The organism is Marinobacter goseongensis (assembly GCF_023156235.1).
GTDB classification, from domain to species: domain Bacteria; phylum Pseudomonadota; class Gammaproteobacteria; order Pseudomonadales; family Oleiphilaceae; genus Marinobacter; species Marinobacter goseongensis.
Map to the genome: position 1 here is coordinate 76,255 of NZ_JAKZAI010000015.1, position 19,915 is coordinate 96,169.

The 19,915-nt window shown below is 58.9% G+C and carries 15 protein-coding genes; 10 read left to right on the forward strand and 5 right to left on the reverse strand.

Translation table 11 applies throughout. From position 1 onward, the window contains the following. Window positions 1-861, forward strand: coding sequence for a hypothetical protein (locus MLC70_RS14190; RefSeq protein WP_248184837.1), 861 nt, complete (start codon window positions 1-3; stop codon window positions 859-861). A 17-nt stretch (window positions 862-878) separates the two neighbouring features. Here the strand turns inward: MLC70_RS14190 and MLC70_RS14195 are convergent, their stop codons facing one another. Next, window positions 879-1,895 (reverse strand): AraC family transcriptional regulator, encoded by a 1,017-nt coding sequence (locus tag MLC70_RS14195; RefSeq protein WP_248184839.1) that lies wholly within the window; start codon window positions 1,893-1,895, stop codon window positions 879-881. Window positions 1,896-2,069: 174 nt separating this feature from the next. On the opposite strand from MLC70_RS14195, the gene MLC70_RS14200 reads away from it, so the two are divergent. Together MLC70_RS14200 and MLC70_RS14205 are read left to right on the forward strand one after the other, a co-directional pair. Further along, entirely contained in the window at window positions 2,070-3,191 is a 1,122-nt protein-coding gene (locus MLC70_RS14200; RefSeq protein WP_248184840.1) for a CaiB/BaiF CoA transferase family protein, read from the forward strand. Window positions 3,192-3,303: 112 nt separating this feature from the next. Then, a complete protein-coding gene (locus tag MLC70_RS14205; RefSeq protein ID WP_248184851.1) occupies window positions 3,304-3,660 on the forward strand; it encodes an EF-hand domain-containing protein in 357 nt (118 codons plus the stop codon). Between the two features lie 149 nt (window positions 3,661-3,809). Here the strand turns inward: MLC70_RS14205 and MLC70_RS14210 are convergent, their stop codons facing one another. Next, complete coding sequence (locus MLC70_RS14210; protein WP_248184853.1) at window positions 3,810-6,746, reverse strand: MECDP-synthase; 2,937 nt, start codon at window positions 6,744-6,746, stop codon at window positions 3,810-3,812. 101 nt (window positions 6,747-6,847) lie between these two features. Further along, a complete protein-coding gene (locus MLC70_RS14215) occupies window positions 6,848-7,621 on the reverse strand; it encodes an enoyl-CoA hydratase (protein WP_248184854.1) in 774 nt (257 codons plus the stop codon). 157 nt (window positions 7,622-7,778) lie between these two features. On the opposite strand from MLC70_RS14215, the gene MLC70_RS14220 reads away from it, so the two are divergent. Further along, window positions 7,779-9,293 carry a fumarate hydratase gene (locus MLC70_RS14220; RefSeq protein WP_248184855.1) on the forward strand — a complete coding sequence of 505 codons (1,515 nt, stop codon included), beginning with the start codon at window positions 7,779-7,781 and terminating at the stop codon, window positions 9,291-9,293. Window positions 9,294-9,319: 26 nt separating this feature from the next. On the opposite strand, the gene MLC70_RS14225 is transcribed toward MLC70_RS14220, so the two are convergent. After that, complete coding sequence (locus tag MLC70_RS14225; RefSeq protein WP_248184857.1) at window positions 9,320-10,774, reverse strand: protein adenylyltransferase SelO; 1,455 nt, start codon at window positions 10,772-10,774, stop codon at window positions 9,320-9,322. A gap of 106 nt (window positions 10,775-10,880) precedes the next feature. On the opposite strand from MLC70_RS14225, the gene MLC70_RS14230 reads away from it, so the two are divergent. From MLC70_RS14230 to MLC70_RS14250, 5 genes are all read left to right on the forward strand, one after another. Next, complete coding sequence (locus MLC70_RS14230; protein WP_248184859.1) at window positions 10,881-11,819, forward strand: hypothetical protein; 939 nt, start codon at window positions 10,881-10,883, stop codon at window positions 11,817-11,819. Window positions 11,820-11,834: 15 nt separating this feature from the next. Continuing rightward, window positions 11,835-12,638, forward strand: a complete 804-nt coding sequence (locus tag MLC70_RS14235; protein WP_248184860.1) for an HAD-IIB family hydrolase — start codon at window positions 11,835-11,837, stop codon at window positions 12,636-12,638. A gap of 31 nt (window positions 12,639-12,669) precedes the next feature. Further along, a complete protein-coding gene (locus MLC70_RS14240) occupies window positions 12,670-13,893 on the forward strand; it encodes a glycosyltransferase family protein (protein WP_248184862.1) in 1,224 nt (407 codons plus the stop codon). Beyond that, window positions 13,890-15,620 (forward strand): sugar phosphorylase, encoded by a 1,731-nt coding sequence (locus MLC70_RS14245; RefSeq protein ID WP_248184864.1) that lies wholly within the window; start codon window positions 13,890-13,892, stop codon window positions 15,618-15,620. Before MLC70_RS14240 ends, MLC70_RS14245 begins: the two co-directional genes overlap by 4 nt. A gap of 74 nt (window positions 15,621-15,694) precedes the next feature. Beyond that, entirely contained in the window at window positions 15,695-16,660 is a 966-nt protein-coding gene (locus MLC70_RS14250) for an NAD(P)H-quinone oxidoreductase (RefSeq protein WP_248184879.1), read from the forward strand. A gap of 71 nt (window positions 16,661-16,731) precedes the next feature. Here MLC70_RS14250 and MLC70_RS14255 read toward each other — a convergent pair whose 3' ends face one another. Then, the gene (locus MLC70_RS14255; protein ID WP_248184867.1) at window positions 16,732-17,757 is read right to left on the reverse strand and encodes an NADP-dependent oxidoreductase; all 1,026 of its coding nucleotides are present in this window, start codon (window positions 17,755-17,757) and stop codon (window positions 16,732-16,734) included. Between the two features lie 203 nt (window positions 17,758-17,960). On the opposite strand from MLC70_RS14255, the gene MLC70_RS14260 reads away from it, so the two are divergent. Further along, window positions 17,961-19,841, forward strand: coding sequence for a type VI secretion system Vgr family protein (locus tag MLC70_RS14260; RefSeq protein WP_248184869.1), 1,881 nt, complete (start codon window positions 17,961-17,963; stop codon window positions 19,839-19,841). Window positions 19,842-19,915 lie beyond the last annotated feature (74 nt).

A 19,915-nucleotide genomic window follows, 5' to 3' on the forward strand; every position in this document is an offset into this window, starting at 1 on the left:
ATGATTAAGGTATCCGGAACAGGGCGTAGTGCGCTTCGCAGCCTGGTGTTGGCCTCATTGCTGGTGAGCGTCAGTGTGCAGGGTACATCGCTGGCACCGGAGCACGAAGTGCGCCGCCTGATGTTGGCCACTGAGGAAGCTGTCGACAGCGACAATTGGGGCGAGGCTGGTGAATACCTGAATCGGCTTCAGGGTCTGGAAGGTGAAAAGCCGGTGGACTATTACTATTTTCGTGGCCGGGTGATGCAGGAATCCGATCATCTCAATGAAGCCCAATCGGCCCTGGAAGCCTACGTAGCGAAGGCCGGGTCCGAGGGCGCGCATTATCAGGAATCGCTGAAGCGCATCACCGCCATCGAAAAGGCGCGCAAGGAACGATCCAGCAAGGACCAGAACCGGTCGGCCCAGAGCGAGCCGGTGGCGATCATTGAACCTGCTGATTCACAGGTACTGGGTGACCTTAAGCGTTTGTACCTGGTGGACACTGACCGGGAGGCGTTGACGTTGCACCTCAACAGTCTGCTGGATCTGGCCGGGTGGCGGGCCGACCAGCGGGTGGTGAGGCTCGACGTGCCTGCAGACGTCAGCTACCGGGTTGCCGCTGGCGAGAACCTCATTGAAATTCAGGAATCCCGGCGCGAAGGGGAACAGCGGATCACCAAGAACACCAACGCTATCGAGGTGTATGGCATCAGCCCACAAGTGGAGTGGGATTGCCAGTCGGCTCCTGCAGCGACCTGCTGGATTTATGACCCCCGGGACGGTTCCAGGTTGCTGAAGCTTGGTCCCGACCGGAATCGAGCCGAGGACATTGCCAGCACACTCGGACGGTTGATCAGAACCCTGCAGAGCCCGGGCTGACAAGCGCCGCACAAGACTTAGCCGGCGCTGGCCCGTTCGCCCTCGCGGTAGGCGCCGGGCGTTACCCCTGTCCACTTCTTGAAGGCGCGATGAAACGTTGACGGTTCGGTAAAGCCCACCTTGCTGGCGATGTCGTTGATGGGCAAGTCCTGCCGGCCCAGGTAGTAGATGGCCATGTCCCGGCGCAGCAGATCCTTGATCTCCTGGAACGAGGTGTTCTCCTGTTTGAGCCTGCGGCGCAGGGTTTGCGGGCTGGTATGAAGCTCCGCGGCGATCCACTCGAAGTCCGGCAGCGGTTTGGAGAAATCCCGGCCGATCAGCGCGCGGATCCGACCCGTGAAGGTGTTGCTCTCGTCGGGTCGTGACAGCAGGTCCGCGGGGGAGGTCTTCAGAAACTGGTGCATTTCCGGTCGGTCGCGAATCACCGGCGCGCTCAGGAAGCGCTTGTCAAAGGTGAGGGCGGTGCGGCTCGCTTCAAACTCCAGCGGGCAGCGGAAGATGTGGCGGTACTCATCGCCGTGGTCCGGGCGTGCGTAGTCAAACTCCGCTTTCAGCAATTCGACCGGCTGGCCCACCAACCAGCTGCCCAGGCGATGCCAGATCACCAGCAGGCTCTCCCGCATGAAATACAGCGGATCGTTGATCTCGCCTTCGATCACCGTGACCAGCCTGGCCACTTTGTCGTCCACCTCGAGTTTCATACACACCATCGGTTCGAACAGCCGCGAGAACTGGAACGCCTGTTTGTACACGGACTCCAGATTCGGGCAATCCATCACCAGTGCACACATGGTGGCAAAGGTGCCGGCCCGGCACTGGCGAGGGCCCAGTCCCATGAACTCATCATCCATGCGGGTCCAGATCAGCTGCATCAGGCGGCTGAACTGGTCGCTGTTGACGCGGGCCATCTCGATTTTCAGCAAATCCGGCGAAATACCGGCTTCCCGCAACATATCGCGGGTATCGAAACCGGCACGCTCTGCGCCAATCAGAGATGCCTCTACAAAATGCCGTGAAACCGTCAGGTTGGACATGCCGCTCGCAATTCCTTGGAAAACGAAGCCCATCATAAAACCCCCGGGCCACAATGCAACCGCCGGACCGTCGGAAAGCTGGTAGAAATGGCCAACTGGAATGACGGAACCCGCAGTTGGCCTGCTCAGTAAAAACGGTCACGATAGCGGTAACAACCCACAAGGAGACATTCCATGGCAGGCCCTTTGACCTCCCTCAAGATTCTTGATTTCAGCACCCTGTTGCCCGGTCCCTACGCCACCATGCTGCTGGCCGACATGGGCGCCGACGTACTGCGCGTGGAGGCGCCGGACCGCATGGATCTGACCCGGGTGATGCCGCCACACGACGGCGGTGTCAGCACGGCCCACGGTTTTCTTAATCGTGGCAAACGGTCGCTGGGGCTGGACCTGAAAAAAGAGGGCAGCACCGACATCATCAAGAATCTGGTCAGCGAATACGATGTGGTGATCGAGCAATTCCGTCCCGGGGTAATGGACCGGTTAGGCATTGGTTATGAAGCCCTCAAGGCCATCAACCCGGGCCTGATTTACTGTGCAATTACTGGCTACGGCCAGACCGGCCCCTACCGCGATCGTGCCGGCCATGACATCAACTACCTGGCGTTGGCGGGCGTCTCCAGCCACTGCGGCCGTACCGAGAGCGGTCCGCCCCCGATGGGCATCCAGATCGCAGACGTTGCGGGTGGCTCTCACCACGCGGTTATGGGTCTGCTCGCGGCGGTGATTCATCGCCAGCAGACTGGGGAAGGGCAGTTTGTGGATGTCAGCATGACAGACGCCGCCTTCGCCCTGAACGCCATGTCGGGCGCCGCCTGCCTGGCGGGCGGTCAGGAACAGAAACCGGAAAGCAGCCTGCTCAATGGCGGCAGTTTCTACGATTATTACCAGACCGCCGACGGCCGCTGGCTCTCGGTAGGCAGCCTGGAGCCGCAATTCTCCACCCGGCTGTGCGCGACACTGGGGCTGGACGAGCTGAAAAGCTACGCACTGAGCCAGAACCCCGAACACCAACAGAAACTGAAAGCCGCGCTGAAATCCAGAATTGCCGAGAAAACCCTGGCCGAGTGGCAGGCGATTTTTGCCGAGCAGGACGCCTGCGTGGAACCGGTGCTGACCATTACCGAAGCCGCGGAACATCCTCAACTCAAGGCCAGAAATATGGTGATCGGCGTATCCCGGGATGACGGCAGTGAACAACGCCAGATCGGCTTTCCGATCAAGTTCAGTCAAACCAACTGTTCGGCGGGTTATGTGGGTAAAAAGCTGGGGGCAGACAACGACGACATACTTTAATGATCTAAGAACGCGCCGATCTTACTAAAGAGTCATTGGCAATTTAGCTGGCCCCGGTCTTTAATGGAAAGGCAGTCAACCATAGATCAAAAAATGATCAAGGAGGTGTCTGATGAGCATTAAAACCCTGAGCCTGTCCGCCATGATGTCCCTGGCGCTCGCTGTCCCTGCCGTTTACGCCGCCGACGACACCGGCGACATGGGAAAAGACGCAACTGGCAGTAGTGACCCGATGGAACAACAAACCGGCGCCGCCGGACCGGGCGCACGTACTGCAACCTTTGACGAACTTGACGCTAACCAGGACGGTGTGATTACCGAAGACGAACTCAACGTGTATGGCAGTACCGCCGCTGGCAACCCCGATGAAGCTGGCATGTCCGGTCAGGATACCCGTGACATGATGATGGAGTTGGATCAGGACAGTGATGGGCAGCTTACGCAGGATGAGTTTGAGAGTATGGAGTGAGGATTGCCCGGAAAGCCCAATGAACAGGCCTTTTGCTTTACGTGTTGCTTGATTGAGATTATGGGCTTCAAAAAAACAAACCCCGGAAATCCGGGGTTTGTCTTTTACAACCATGCCCTGCTTGCGCGGGGCATTTTTTGCTTTAGCGATTAGTTCTGATCGAGCGTTGACTCTACTGTATTGCTGTCACCCAGTACTGCTGCGTTGTTGACCGGTATTGTCTGTACCGTGATGTTGCCGATCACTTCACCAATCATTTCAGCGAACGCCGCTCCAGTATTCGACCCATTCGGGCACACTGCATCGTTCTCATCTGCAGGAGTCGCGGGCGCTACGAAGGTGCCGTGGTTGGCGTTCGTGCAGGGATCCTGACCGAAGAAGAATGATGCCACTGGTGCTGCAGCTGTCATTGGGCTGCTGGCGCTGATCAGCGAGAGCTCCGTGCCGTCCGCAAGATTGGTGCCGCCGGCACCGAGGTCGATCAACGCCATCAGAGGCTCGGTTCCTGCCAAAGGTGCTGACAGGGCCTGTCCGCGCGGCGATACGTTTGCTTCGTTCGGTACGGTCAGATCCCCCACAACTTCGGAGATCAGCAAGCCTACTGTTGGAGCAGCGACAGCATTGGCCCCCAGTGATTTACCGTAGTTGACCGGATCAATGCCGTCGATGGTGGACTGGAATACGTACAGGAATGCTTCCAGTGTGGAGGTTCCCTGTTCTGCACCGGCTGCCGCAAGACCACCGAGAATTGCCGGGGCGAAGGCCGGAGAATTCTCGACCAGCTTGGTGAGCTGGCCCCCGGTGTTCATCAGGGATACAGAGCTAAGCTCTGGATACAACGCATTCAGGCCGGGTACACCGTCATAGGTTCCACGCAGCACTGGATCGGACACTAGCGACGAGAATACTGTGCCTGTGATGCCGCCCAGCGAATGACCCACAAAGTGGAAATTCGCAGTCTGCAGGCTAGTGGCGCCATAGGTTCCAGCATCGCCATCAATGTCGAAGGCGCCGGACTTGATGGTTGCCGCCAGATTAAGCAGATCTACAGCGCCTTGGCGCAGGTTATCGCGGTTAGTCTGCAAGCTTCCCAGGTTGATAAAGAGGCTGCCAGACCTTACATCTGTAATGTCTGCTTCTTGCTGGGGCGCGAAAGCACCTTCTGGCGTGGAGTAATTGAAGTGACGTTCACCGACAAAGTCCGCATCCGGGAAATCGGTTTCCTCAATATACGAGCTTGCCGGCGTTAGGCCGGGTATCGTCCCAACCGTGTCTCCACCCAGACCATGCAGTGGCTGATCGATCGCTACGGTTGCAATGCATGCACCGGGCTGGGTTTGTGCCGCAATATTGATGGCGGGGATTGTCGCTACACTGCGGTCAACGGTGATGCCGTGTTGGAATATGACCACATCGGTAATGGCGCATCCACCCTTCGGGTAGAACACAGTCACGGGCGCAACTACCTTTGCGTTTTCCTCAGGGAACGGCATGTACTGGGTCAGGTTCAGCGTTCCATCGTTGTCCCGCGGGAAGCTGAAATTGGACAAAGTCGGGTTTGAACCCTTGAGGGCATCGATGGTCTCGTTCAGGCCCGCCTCAAGGCTTTCACTGCCTCTCCACAAGCCCTGCACCAGACCCGCGCCACCTGCGCCCGGAAGCTCCAGGTAGTAAGGAAGTTCAATGGCACCTTCTGTTACATTGACAACACCAGCCGCGCCGATGAGCGGCGCATTACCCGACAGGGCAATCGCTGGTAAGGTGTCAGCAGACTTGGTGGTTGAACTGTAGAAAGCAGTAGTTCTCGGCTGCGGAAACGGCAGGTCAGGCACTATTGAACCGACAACTTGCTGACCCAGCGTCGGGTCGGAGATGTAAGGTCCGATGGCTGCACCGACCGCTTGTGCCAGTTCAGCATTTTCTGGCTCATCGCTCAGTGCGTCTGCGAGAGCGGCAAAGACCGTACTTGCAGTCGCTGTTTCTGCTAAATTGCTGCGCACAACCTCAAGTGCTGAATACAGAACCACCTGCTGTCCAAGCGTTGTTAAATAGGTGCCAGGTGAGGTGATCGCATTGAATACCGTTTTGGTATTCGACGTGGTGACGGTGTAAGCCAGAGTAATGTCGCTGTCGATACTATTGGCAGCCAGGAATCCCTCGGACAATCCAACCGCCGCGTTCAATACATCGCGGATTGCAGCGAACCCGGCGTTGCCCAGCGGGCCGTCGCCAACGATTTGAGTGTAGGGCGTGGACTGGGCAGTAGGCCGTCCATCAGCGCCTTTGACGCCGTCGGTCACCAAAACGAGATACTTGGTCTGGTCAGCGAGTGGCTCAAGAGGCGTAATGCGAATTACATTGTCTGAACCGCCATCGAGCGATACCACTTCTGCGCGCAGATTCTGTTCTGCCAGTTTCGCCAGATCAAACGGGTCTGCCGTATCGATATAGGAAGGGTTTGACGTCAGCTCGATGTTCGGCGTGCTGTCTGACACCGGGTTCATGTTGATCGGAATCAAGTGAACGGTCTGACCCAAAATGACCGTTTCAGGATCAACGGAGCCGTTGAATCGAATATTGATGGGGCTGGAGGTAGAGAAACCCTCAAGGTCCTTCACGGAGTTTGATGCGGGGTCAGTGCCCGATGTGAAGCCGGTGAAGTCGTAGTTTGTGCTCTGGCCCGCACCCAGCAGCAAGACCAAGTCAAAATTGGCCGGAATATCGAAAGTCGGCGAAGTGAGAATAGGATCGAAAATCGGTCTGACAAGGGTCTGATCGATTGTTGTGTCGTTGATCTTAAAATCCGGATTCGCATTCGACCCTGAGTCGGCGCTATCGAAGCAGCCCGTCAGCCCAAGGGAAGACGCCACGGCAAGACTGATTAGTGTTTTCTTGAACATGGGTGTGGAACCTTTTCCTGTTGTTGTGTCGTTATGATCGGCCGATGACGGGGCCGGTATGGTCCGGTAAACCCTTTGCCAGAGGCCTGTTCTTCTTTTGTTCATCTCTGAAATTGTAGTCAGCGCTTTGTGCCAATTTCTGGAGCCTCGACTATAGCGGCAGCACGGCCACTGTTGATCAGCCAAAAGTGTGATTCTGGCGTTTCAAAGACTTGGCGCACAGTTGGAAATTGGCCTGAATGAAAAATAGTTGGCGCTTAGACGTTTGTCGAGTTTCCACAAGGCTCTCAGTCGAATTTTGAGAAGTCGGGAGTACGCTTTTCCATAAAGGCTTTGAAGGCTTCTGCTGCCTCCGGCGATTTCAGACGTTCGCTGAACTTCTTTCCTTCGACCAGCATGGTGGTTTTGAGCTCTTCCAGTGTGGGCCGATTGAGCAGTTCCTTGGTGGCGCGAAGGGCGGCCGGTGCCTGGGCGGCTAGTTTCTGGCAGGTGTCCAGCGCGGTGGCTTCGGTGTCTGCCGGTTCGCAGATCCGGTTGATCAGCCCCAGCCGGTAAGCGTCGTCAGCGGTGAAGGCGCCGCCCAGCATCAGCAGTTCGGCGGCACGCACCCGCCCGAGCCAGGAGGGCAGTAAAAGGCTGGAGCCGCCTTCTGGGCACAGGCCGAGGTTGGCGAAGGGCATCTGAAAGCGGGCGTTGTTGCCGGCGAACACCATGTCGCAGTGCAGCAGCAGGGTGGTGCCGATGCCCACGGCAGGGCCGTTGACGGCGGCCACCGCGGGCTTGGTGGCGGTGGCCAGCAGAAACAGGAAACGGCCGACCGGGGTTTCCTCGAAAGCACCGGGCAGGCCGGCGGCAAAATCGCTCAGGTCATTACCGGCGGTGAAGCACTCTTCGCTGCCGGTGAACAGCACGCACCGAATGGCAGCGTTTTCGTGCAACTGTTCAACGGCGTCGCCGAGGGCGGTGTACATGGCGTGAGTCAGGGCGTTCTTGCGGTCTGGCCGGTTGATGCGCACCACCAGCACGTGGCCCTGTTGTTCAGTGAGGACGAGGTCGGTCACGGTGTCTCCTGCTCTTTTTGTTGGTAAATTACTTAGGATGGTACCTTTTTTCGATAGTACCTTTTTTCCATCACGGTCGCATGCCCCGTTCCGGCGGTTTCTGGTAAACTCCGGCTTCCGATTTTGTCATCACTAAACCAACACTGATGAGACGCCTATGACCACCGTAATCCGCCAGGACGACCTGATTGAGAGCGTAGCGGACGCGCTGCAGTTCATTTCCTACTACCACCCGAAAGATTTTATTCAGGCTGTGTATGAGGCCTATCAGAAAGAAGAGTCCCAGGCGGCCAAGGATGCCATGGCGCAGATCCTGATCAATTCCCGCATGTGTGCCCAGGGCAAGCGGCCACTGTGCCAGGACACCGGTATCGTGACGGTGTTCGTCACCGTCGGTATGGACGTGCAGTGGGATGCCGACATGGCGCTGGATGACATCATCAACGAAGGCGTTCGCCGGGCCTATATGCATCCGGACAACGTGCTGCGCGCCTCTATTCTGGCGGACCCGGACGGCAAACGCACCAACACCAAAGACAACACCCCGGCGATTATCCACTACAAGATTGTGCCCGGTAATACGGTTGACGTGCACGTCGCGGCGAAAGGCGGCGGTTCGGAAGCTAAGACCAAATTTGCCATGCTGAACCCGTCCGACTCGGTGGTGGACTGGGTGCTGAAAATGGTGCCGCAGATGGGCGCGGGCTGGTGTCCGCCGGGCATGCTGGGTATTGGTATTGGTGGCACCGCCGAAAAGGCGATGGAGCTGGCGAAAGAGTCGCTGCTGGATCCCATCGATATCCACGACCTTCAGGCCCGTGGCGCGTCCGATCGCTCCGAGGAGCTGCGCCTGGAGTTGTTTGAGAAGGTCAACGAGCTCGGCATCGGTGCCCAGGGTCTGGGCGGCCTGACCACGGTACTGGATGTGAAAGTGAAGGATTACCCCACGCACGCGGCTAACAAGCCGGTGGCGATCATTCCGAACTGCGCCGCCACCCGCCACGCGCACTTCGTGCTGGACGGCACCGGCCCGTCACTGCAGACCCCACCGAGCCTGGAAGACTGGCCGGAAATCACCTGGGAAGTGGGCGACAGCGTGCGCCGCGTGAACCTGGACACGGTCACCCCGGAAGATGTCAAAGACTGGAAGCCCGGCGAAACCGTGTTGCTGTCCGGCAAGATGCTGACCGGCCGCGATGCCGCCCATAAGAAGATGGTGGACATGATCGAGCGCGGCGAAGAGCTGCCGGTGGATCTGAAAGGTCGTTTCATCTATTACGTGGGCCCGGTCGACCCGGTACGCGAGGAAGTGGTCGGCCCCGCCGGCCCTACCACCGCCACGCGCATGGACAAGTTCACCCGGACCATGCTGGAGAAAACCGGCCTCACCGGCATGATCGGTAAAGCCGAGCGTGGTCAGGTGGCAATTGATGCCATTCGCGAGTTTGGCGCGGTGTATCTGATGGCGGTAGGCGGTTCGGCGTACCTGGTATCGAAGGCGATCAAGCACGCCGAAGTGGTGGCCTTCCCGGAACTGGGCATGGAAGCGATCTACGAGTTCGAAGTGGAAGACATGCCGGTGACGGTCGCCGTGGACTCCAAAGGCTCCTCCGTGCACCAGACCGGCCCGGTCGAGTGGCACGAGAAGATCATCGCCGCCAAGGCCGTGTAAGGCCGGTCAGCGGTTCTTGCCTGAATTCAGGAAGAACAGCTGATGTTGAGGTGCTTCCCCCAGTCCGGGGGAAGCGCCGCATACCCTTCAAATTTTGGCTGTTCGTCGAACGGCTTCTGCAACACCGTCAGTAATTCCTTCAGCGGTTCGTAATCGCCGTTCTGTGCCTCCTGGATCGCCTGTTGGGCCAGGTAGTTGCGCAGAATGTATTTGGGGTTCACCTTGCGCATGGCGAACTCGCGCTCATCGTGGGCACGGGTCTCTTTCTGCAGGCGCTCCTGGTAACGCTGCAGCCACTCGTCCGCCACACTGCGATCCACAAACAGATCGCGGATGGGTGCGGTGCCAAGGCCGTGCAGGTTGGAAAGCCCGCGGAAGAATCGGGTGTAATCCACGTGGTGCTCGTGGAGCATGCTGAAGGTGTCCATGATCAGCGGCAGATCAGACTCGTCCTCCCGTGCCAGCCCGAGTTTGTCCCGCATGTTCTGCAGGAAGCGACCGTTGTAGGTGGTTTCATAATGCCGCATGCTCCGGCGGAGGGTGTCCTCGTCCATAATCGGTAGCAGCGCGTTGGCCAGATACTGGCAGTTTACAAAACCGATATTGGGCTGGCGATTGTAGGCGTAGCGTCCGCCCTGGTCGGTGTGGTTGCAGATGTAGCCGGCGTCGAAATCGTCCAGGAAGGCGTAGGGACCATAATCGAAGGTGTCGCCGATGATGGACATGTTGTCGCTGTTCATGACCCCGTGGCAAAAGCCTACTGCCTGCCAATCGGCAATCAGCCGCGCGGTGCGTTGAATCACCTCCTCGAACCAGCGCGCGTAGCGTTCATCCGCCGGCAGTTCGATGAGGTGAGGGAAGTGGAGGGCAATGACATGCTCAGCCAGTGTTTTCAGGGTCTCTTTACCCTCGTGATGGGCGGCAAACTCGAAATGCCCGAAGCGGATGTGGCTCTCGGCCACGCGCACCAGCGCCGCAGCGGTTTCGATGGACTCACGGCGCACCGGGTCGCGGGCGCTGACCATGAACAGGGCGCGGGTGGTGGGAATGCCAAGGCCCGCCATGGCTTCGCTGCAGAGGTATTCACGGATGGTGGAGCGCAGCACGGCGCGGCCATCACCGAAGCGGGAGTAGGGCGTGGTGCCGGCGCCTTTCAGGTGCCAGTCCCAGCGGCGGCCGTCCGGCCCGATGGTTTCCCACAACAGCAGGCCGCGGCCATCCCCGAGATCCGGGTTGTATGTGCCGAACTGGTGGCCGGTGTATTTCATCGCCACCGGGTCCATGCCGTCGAGCAGTTCGGTGCCGGCGCCTACGCCGGTCCAGTCTTCCGGCTGATCGCTGTGAAATCCCATCTCGCTGGCCAGCGCGTGATTGAAGCACACCATGCGGGCGTCCTTCAGGGGCGTTGGCTGTACCCGGGTATAGAAGCTGTCCGGCAGCTCCAGATAGCGATGTTCCACTTTGAAACCCTTGTGACTCATGTAACGCCTATACTCCCATCTGGTACAAAACGTGCTGGTGATAGCTATAAAACAGCAAGAGGCCCGCTCATCGCCATGCAAACACACTGCGTGCAGGAACAACTACGTGATTGACCAACCTCTTATGACCATGGTTCAGGCGCTGATTGATCAGGAAGCCCTTCCGTCATCCTACGTGACTACGGTGGAGCAGACCATTCTGCCGCTGGCCAGGCACATACTCGAGCTACGCCGGACAACGCAGCGAGCCGTGGTTGTAGGGCTTCATGGCGCCCAGGGTACCGGGAAATCGACACTCACCCTGTTCTTGCGGCAGTTACTGGATCGGCATTTCGATTGCCGCACCGCCAGTTTTTCGTTGGACGACATTTACCTCACCCGGGCCGAGCGCGAACACCTTGCCGACACCGTGCATCCGCTGCTGATTACCCGGGGCGTGCCGGGCACCCACGACGTTGCGCTGGGCCAGCGGCTGCTGGACCAGTTAATAGCGGCCGGCCCCGGGGAGTGCGTGCCCGTTCCCGCCTTTGATAAGGCCACAGACGACCGCTGTCCTGAGAGCCGCTGGCCGGTGTTCGAGGGTCCCGCAGATGTCATTCTGGTGGAAGGCTGGTGTCTGGGGGCAGTGCCGCAGACGGACCATCGGGATCTGGCCAACCCGGTCAACGCCCTTGAGTTGGCGGAGGACCCGGACGTGGTGTGGCGTGAATACGTCAATGAGTGCCTGAGTGAAAGTTACCGGTCTTTCTTCGGGCAGATGGATACGCTGATCATGCTCAAAGCGCCGTCCATGGAGTGTGTTCTGGAATGGCGCACACTTCAGGAGCACAAGCTGGCGCGCCGCATTGAGTCCGCACCAAAAGAGGGCGGCGGAGAGCGAACTCTGAGAATCATGAGCGATGACGAGGTGGCCCGTTTTATCATGCATTACGAGCGCATCACTCGCCGTTGCCTGACGGAAATGCCGTCGCGGGCGGATGTGGTGGTGGACGTCGCCGAGAATCACCGGCTTGGCTTACCCGTTTTCACAACCCGACCAAACTGATCAGAGTCAGACGCTATGGAACAGCCCCATCTGCTTGTATTTACTGATCTGGACGGCACCTTGCTGGATCACGACACCTACGACTGGAAAGCTGCGGTACCGGCATTGGGGCGGTTGGCCGAGGCGGGGGTTCCGTTGATTCTGAACTCCAGCAAGACTGCATCAGAGATTCGTGACGTGCGGACACAGCTGTCTAATCACGACCCGTTCATTGTCGAAAACGGTGCAGCCGTGGTGATCCCGGCGAACTGTTTTGGACCGGGGGAGGAACAGGTGGTGAATTTTGGGGCATCCCGCACACAGGTGCTGGCGGTGTTGCAGGATTTTCGGGCTGAGGGATTCCAGTTTCGCGGATTTGCCGACATGTCGGCTGAGGAGCTGGCGGACATGTCCGGGCTCTCCCTGGCCTCTGCGGAGCTTGCAAAAGACCGCCTCGGAACCGAGCCGTTGTTGTGGCAGGGCAATGACGAGGAGCTGGCGGAGTTCACGGAAAAACTGGCGGCCGAAAGTTTGCGACTGGTGCAAGGCGGGCGCTTTCTCCACGCCATGGGGAATTTCGACAAAGCCGATGGGGTCCGTTTCTTGCTGGGTAAATACCGGGAGCAGTCGCGCGATACGTCCTGGGTGACCATCGGGCTGGGCGACAGCCCCAACGATCAGCGCATGCTGGAAGCGGTGAACATTCCGGTGATTATCCGTGGTGTGCAGTCCGATCAGGTGGAGCTGACCTCCGATCGCCACGCCATGCGCTCCCTCAAACCCGGCCCGGCAGGCTGGAACGACTGTTTACTGAATATTCTTGTTGAGTTCGGCTACTGAACTCTCCACCCAGGACCAGAGGAAGACCGCCATGGGCGACTTTTATCAGAACGGCATCATCACCACCCTTCATAATCTTACCCGGCGCCCGGTTGAGGATCTTGAGCAGGAACTGATGAGTTTCCGCAAGGCGCGGCCCATGTCGCTGGTTTTACCGTCGCTGTATTCGGAGTTGGAAGGACCGGCACTCAAGCACATCGTCAGCGAGTTGGCGAAGGTGCCCTACCTGGAACAGATTGTCATCGGCCTGGATCGAGCCAACGAAGAGCAGTACCGCCATGCGCTGGAGTATTTTTCCGAGCTCCCTCAGAACTTCAAGGTGCTCTGGAACGACGGCCCGAGACTGCGCGCCATCGATCTCAAGCTGCGTGAGCAGAACCTGGCGCCCACGGAGATGGGGAAGGGGCGCAACGTCTGGTATTGCTTTGGCTATGTGCTGGCGTCCGGGCTCAGCAAGTCGGTGGCCCTGCACGACTGCGATATCCTGACTTACTCGCGGGATCTGGTGGCACGGCTGATTTACCCGGTCGCCAATCCGGCCTTCAATTACATGTTCTGCAAAGGCTATTACGCCCGTGTGGCCGACAGCAAAATGAATGGCCGGGTCAGCCGTCTGCTGGTCACCCCGCTCATTCGCGCGCTGAAGAAAGTCTGCGGCCCCAACGATTTTCTCGACTATCTGGATAGCTATCGCTACCCGCTGGCCGGCGAGTTTTCCTTCCGCACCGACGTGATCAACGATCTGCGTATCCCCAGTGACTGGGGGCTGGAAGTGGGGGTGCTGTCAGAAATGAAGCGCAATTACGCCACCAATCGCCTGTGCCAGGTGGACATCGCCGATACCTACGATCACAAGCATCAGGAGCTGTCACCGGAAGACGCCAGCCGTGGTCTGTCTAAAATGAGCACTGACATCTCCAAGGCCCTGTTCCGCAAACTGGCCACCAACGGTGAGATTTTCTCCAATGAAAAGTTCCGCACCATCAAGGCGGCGTACTTTCGCATTGCGCTGGATTTCGTCGAAACCTACCAGAACGACGCCATCATCAACGGCCTGACGTTTGATCGGCACAAGGAAGAGAAAGCGGTGGAGCTGTTCGCGCAGAATGTGATGCGCGCGGGGGCCTATTTCCTCGATAATCCTATGGACACGCCGTTTATTCCCAGCTGGAACCGGGTGGCCAGTGCCATCCCGGACATCAAGGAACAGCTGATGGAGGCGGTGGACCTGGACAACGAGGAGTTCCGCCCATGAGCGAGCCACTGAAATCCAAACTCACGGGTATGCTGGACGTGGTTTATCCGGATCTCGACTGTGGGTTTCTGGCGGAAAAACTGCTCAAAACCATGCGCCTGGCCCCCAATCAGGAGCCGCCTCCGGCCCATCAGAACAACTGGGATGAATCCGACGTGGTGCTGATCACCTACGCCGATACCATCCGCCGTGCCGACGAAAAGCCGCTGGTTACCCTCAACGAATTTCTGACCGATTGCCTCGCAGACACAGTGTCGGCCGTTCACATTCTGCCGTTTTTTCCGTTCAGCTCCGACGACGGCTTTTCCGTCATGGACTATCTGGCGGTGAATGAATCCCACGGCAATTGGGACGACATCGAACGCATTGCCGGGGACTTCAAACTGATGGCGGACCTGGTGATCAATCACATGTCGGCGCGTAGCCGCTGGTTCGAGAATTTCCGCAAGCGTGTGGACCCGGGCAAGGACTACTTCTTTGAGGCCAGCCTGACAGACGATCTGAGCGCGGTGGTGCGCCCGCGCACGTCCCCGTTGCTCAACCCGGTAATGACCGAAGACGGCGAGCGCTACGTGTGGTGCACCTTCAGCGAAGATCAGGTGGATCTGAATTTTGCCAACCCGCAGGTGCTGGTGGAATTTGTCGCCATCATCCGCCGATACCTGGAGCACGGCGTCATCATGTTCCGGCTGGATGCGGTGGCGTTCCTGTGGAAAGAGCCGGGCACACCGTCTATTCATCTGCAGCAGACCCATGAGCTGATCAAGATTCTGCGGCTACTGATTGAGCATCACAGCCCGCAGGCGGTGGTGATCACCGAGACCAACGTGCCTAACCGAGAAAACCTCACGTATCTTGGCAACGCCAACGAAGCCCATGTGATCTACAACTTCTCCCTGCCGCCGCTGCTGATCCATACTCTGATAACCGGTAACTGCCGCCACTTGAAAACCTGGCTGATGAGCATGCCGCCGGCCCAGATGGGCACTACCTACCTCAATTTTATTGCCTCCCACGACGGCGTGGGGTTGCGCCCCACCGATGGCCTGCTGAGTGAGGAAGAGAAGCAGGGGCTGATCAACACCATGGAATCCTTTGGTGGAAAAGTGTCCTATCGCCGTACGGAAGACGGCCGCGATCAGCCTTATGAGATGAACATTGCGCTCTACGATGCGCTGAAGGGCACGGTCAAAGGCGGCGCCGATCACTGGCAGTTACCACGTTTCATCTGTGCCCATACCGTGATGTTGGCGCTCGAGGGCATCCCGGCGTTCTATATCCACAGTCTGTTGGCTACCGAAAACGATTACGAGCGCGCAGAGCACACCGGCCGCCTGCGCTCCATCAACCGCGGTCAATGGAACCTGGACGTGATCGAAAGTGAGCTGGCCGATCCCCTCAGCCATCACAGCAAGGCGTTCAAGGAGCTGAAGCGGCTGATCGCCATCCGCCGCCGCCAGCCGGCATTTCACCCGAACGCCACGCAGTTCACCCTGCACCTGGGGTTGCAGGTGTTCGGGTTCTGGCGCCAGAGCATGCGTCGGGACCAGTCCATATTCTGCATTCACAACATCAGCGACGAGGTGCAACAGATTGCCCTCAGTGACATTAATCTGATCGGTACCGATGAGTGGGTCGACCTGATCTCCGGGCTGCGCCTGGATGATCTGAGTGGCGCCATTACCCTCAAACCCTATCAGAGCGTGTGGTTGTCCAATCGCGCGTAGAGGCTCTGTAACCATCGGCGATGACGCGGTATGCTCTCCGGCTAACGAAAGATCCACCGGAGCGTACGCATATGATGAAAGCGATCAGGATTGTCGGTGACGAATTGCGCTGGGAGCAAGTCGAGGCCCCGGCCGAGTTGCCAGAAGGCCATGTCCGGATAGATGTGGCGTGGACCGCTATCAATCGTGCTGATCTGATGCAGAGAGCCGGCGTCTATCCGCCACCCCCGGGGGCGTCCGAGATTCTCGGACTGGAAGTCAGTGGCACCATTGCCGACGTGGGTGAGGGCGTGAGCGACTTCAGCCCGGGTGACGAAGTGTGTGCCTTGTTGACCGGCGGTGGCTATGCCACCAGCGTCGTCGTACCTGCGGTTCAGGTGCTGCCTGTTCCCAAAGGTCTGTCCCTGAAGGAAGCAGCGGCGGTGCCGGAGGTGTTTGCTACGGCGTGGCTGAATCTATATCAGGAAGCGGAATTGCAGCCGGGCGATAAAGTGTTATTGCACGCGGCAGCCAGTGGTCTGGGCACGGCCGTGATACAGCTGGCCACTGCCTTCGGCAACCCGGTGTTTGCCACGGCAGGGGACGATGAGAAGCTGGCGGTGTGCCAGAAACTGGGGGCGTCGGGCATCTGGAACCGTCGCAACGGCTCATTTGTGGACGCGGTCCGGAAATGGGGCGGTATCGATATGGTGCTGGACCCCGTGGGCGGCAGCTACATGGCCGACAATCAGAAAGTGCTGAACGTGGATGGTTGCATTGTACTGATCGGCCTGATGGGTGGCCGGACCGCGGAAGTGGATCTTGGAGTAATGTTGATCAAGCGCCATCGGCTGATCGGCTCGACGCTGCGATCGCGGCCCGTCGCGGTAAAAGGTGAGGTGATGCAGGCGCTGCAGCGCCATGTGTGGCCCTTGCTGAGCTCCGGCCAGATCGTACCCATGATTGATCACGCCTGGCCCATCGAAGAAGCCGCGGAGGCCATGGCCTACGTCGCCGCCAACAAAAACACCGGCAAAGTGCTGCTGAGCGTAAACTCCTGACCCGGCTGTACGTAGGCCGGATCAGCAAAGAGTGCAGGTCGGATTAGCGAAGCGCAATCCGACCAATCCCCTCAATCAGCAATGTGCACCAATTGCTTACCAAAGTTCCTGCCTTTCAGCATACCTTTAAACGCCTCAACCGCGTTTTCCAACCCTTCAGCCACCGTTTCCTGGTACTTCAGTTCGCCGCTGGCGATACGGTCTGCAAGAATGTTGGTAATTTCCTGATGCTTGTCCTGCCATTCGGTCACCAGAAAGAAACGGTGCTCCGGAACCGGATCCAGGGCTTTCAGCACGTGGAACGGCGTCTCCACTTCGGCCATATCGGTGGCGTTGTAGGCGGACACATAACCACAGATGGGCACGCGCGCGCCCGGATTGAGTAATGGCGCAACCGCCCGGGTGACCGCGCCGCCGACGTTCTCGAAATAGATGTCGATACCATCCGGGCAGGCGGCTTTCAGGTCGCCCTCCAGATTCCCCGCTTTGTAATCCACACAGGCATCAAACCCGAGTTCGTCCACCACAAACCGACATTTTTCCGGACCACCGGCCACGCCCACAACGCGGCAGCCCTCTTTTTTCGCTGTCTGGCCAACCACGGTGCCAACCGGACCGGATGCCGCAGACACCACCACGGTTTCACCAGCTTTGGGCTTGCCCACATACACCAGGCCGCAGTACCCGGTGCGACCCGGCATGCCGGCCACGCCGAGGTAGGTCTGCAGCGGCACATGCTCTTTCTGCTCAATCTTGTAGACCATCGGCGCATTCGCCGGGAAGGTGACGTATTCCTGCCAGCCGGAATAACAGGTCACCAGGTCACCCACCTTGAGTGTATCGGAGCGGGATTCCACGATGCGCGCCACGCTTTCACCGACGATAACTTCATCAATGGCGATGGGATCCATATAACCCTTGGCATCGTTCATGCGTGGGCGCATGTAGGGATCCAGGGACAGCCAAAGCACCTGGGCGACCACTTCGCCTTCTCCCGGTGCGCGAACGGGGCGCTCTTCCATCACCAGATCACCGTTCTGAATTTCGCCCTGCGGACGCTGCTTTAGCACAACTGCGTGGTTTTTAACGTCGCTCACTGACATTCTCCATTGTTGCCTGTTCGGGTTATCGGTTGCATAATGAAACCAGATTGTATGGGGCAGAGAGTGCAGCAGATCGGGTTTGAGGTCAACCTCTCAACCTGTGGACCGCGGGGTTACATTCCATGGCCTGATCGTTATAATCGGTTTCGCTCAGGATGAGCCCCGGAAATACATACCTCTCTTCAGGGACCGAAGACATGCCCCAGGCAAGCGGACGGCAGTTCACCGCCACCATTGGCGAATTTTCCTCTGATCATTTTTCCGTTGTCGGCTTCCAGCTGACGGAACACCTGTCCGACCTGTTCAACGGTACACTGGAGCTGGCCAGCACCGATCCCTCGGTCGCCGCCGCCGATGTGCTGGAACAGACCGTGGACCTGGTGGTCTGGCAGGACGGTGCCCCGTTGCGGCGCTTCACCGGCGTCGCCAACGAATTCGCCCGCGGCGACAGCGGCCACCGCCGCACCCGCTACGAAGTCGTGTTCCAGCCCCCCTTGTGGCGCCTGGGACTGATGCACAACAGCCGCATTTTCCAGACTCAGACCACCGATACCATTGTGCGCACCTTGCTGGAAGAGCGCGGCATTGTTGACACCGTGTTCGACCTGAAGCGCACGCCCGAAGAGCGGGAATACTGCGTGCAGCACCGGGAAAGCGACCTGGCCTTTGTCGAGCGCCTGGCCGCCGAGGAAGGCTGGCACTACCGCTACCAGCACGGTTCCGTGGATGGCAGTGAACAACCCGCCCTGATCATCGCCGACCACCACGGCGACGCCCCGAAACTGGACGCTGTGGAATACAACGGCACAGCCGGCGGCAGCGCCAAAACCCCCTGCGTGTTCCGCTTCGCCTGTCAGGAGCGAGTGCGCACCAGTTCGGTGGCCATGAAGGATTACACCTTCAAGAACCCCGCTTACGCGTTGATGCACGAAGACGCCGGTGCCGACCTCAATCACCGCGAGGACTACCAGAGCTATCAATACCCCGGCCGCTTCAAGGCCGACGCCAGTGGCCAGCCCTTCACCGAAGCCCGGCTGGATGCCCTGCGAAACGACGTCAGCGCCGCCAGCGGTGAAAGCAACCGCGCCGATTTCACCCCCGGTGCCAAAGTTACCCTCACCGACCACGACAGTGAGCCCCTGAACCGGGAATGGCTGCTGACCGGCATTGTCCACACCGGCAAACAGCCTCAAGCGCTGGAAGAAGAGGGCGGTTCCGACCCCACCAGCTACAGCAATCGTTTCAAGGCCGTGCCCGCGGACCGCACCTGGCGCCCGCAGATCGGATACCGCCCATTGATGGACCGGCCGCAGATGGCGATCGTTACCGGCCCCGAAGGCGAAGAGATCCACTGCGACGAGCACGGCCGGATCAAGGTGCGGTTCCCGTGGGACAGATACAGTAAAAACGACGAACACAGCAGCGCCTGGCTGAGGGTCAGCCAGGGCTGGGCCGGCGGTCAGTATGGCTTCATGGCGCTGCCCAGAATCGGCCACGAAGTCATTGTTTCATTCCTGGACGGCGATCCGGATCAGCCGATTATTACCGGAAGAACTTACCACGCCACCAGCACGCCGCCGTATGCGCTGCCGGAACACAAAACCCGCACCACATTAAAAACCCAGACCCACAAGGGCGAGGGCAGCAACGAACTGCGGTTTGAAGACGAAGCCGACAAAGAGCAGATCTACCTCCACGCCCAGAAAGACCTGGACCTGCTGACCGAAAACAACCGCACGGAAGTCATCAGAAACGACAGCCACTGTACGGTAGAGAACGACGCGTTTAACCACATCAAGGGCGATGACCACTGCACCGTAGATGGCGAGAAGCGCGAATCCGTCAGCGGCGACTGCAGCCAGAACATCGTCGGCACCTTCCACCAGAAATCCGGCAAAGGCACCCTCAGCGAAGCGGGCACCGAAGTGCACCACAAGGCGGGTGCCAAGGTGGTGCTGGACGCGGGCGCAGAACTCACCATCTCCGCCGGCGGCAGCCTGCTTAAACTGGACCCGAGCGGCGTGACGCTGGCGGGGCCGGGGATCAAGATAAATTCTGGGGGGTCGCCGGGGGGTTGACCTGCTCCCCTCTAGCTTAACCGTTTTCAGCTTAGTAATGTTCATCACAGCAGAGGACGATGAACATGAAAAAG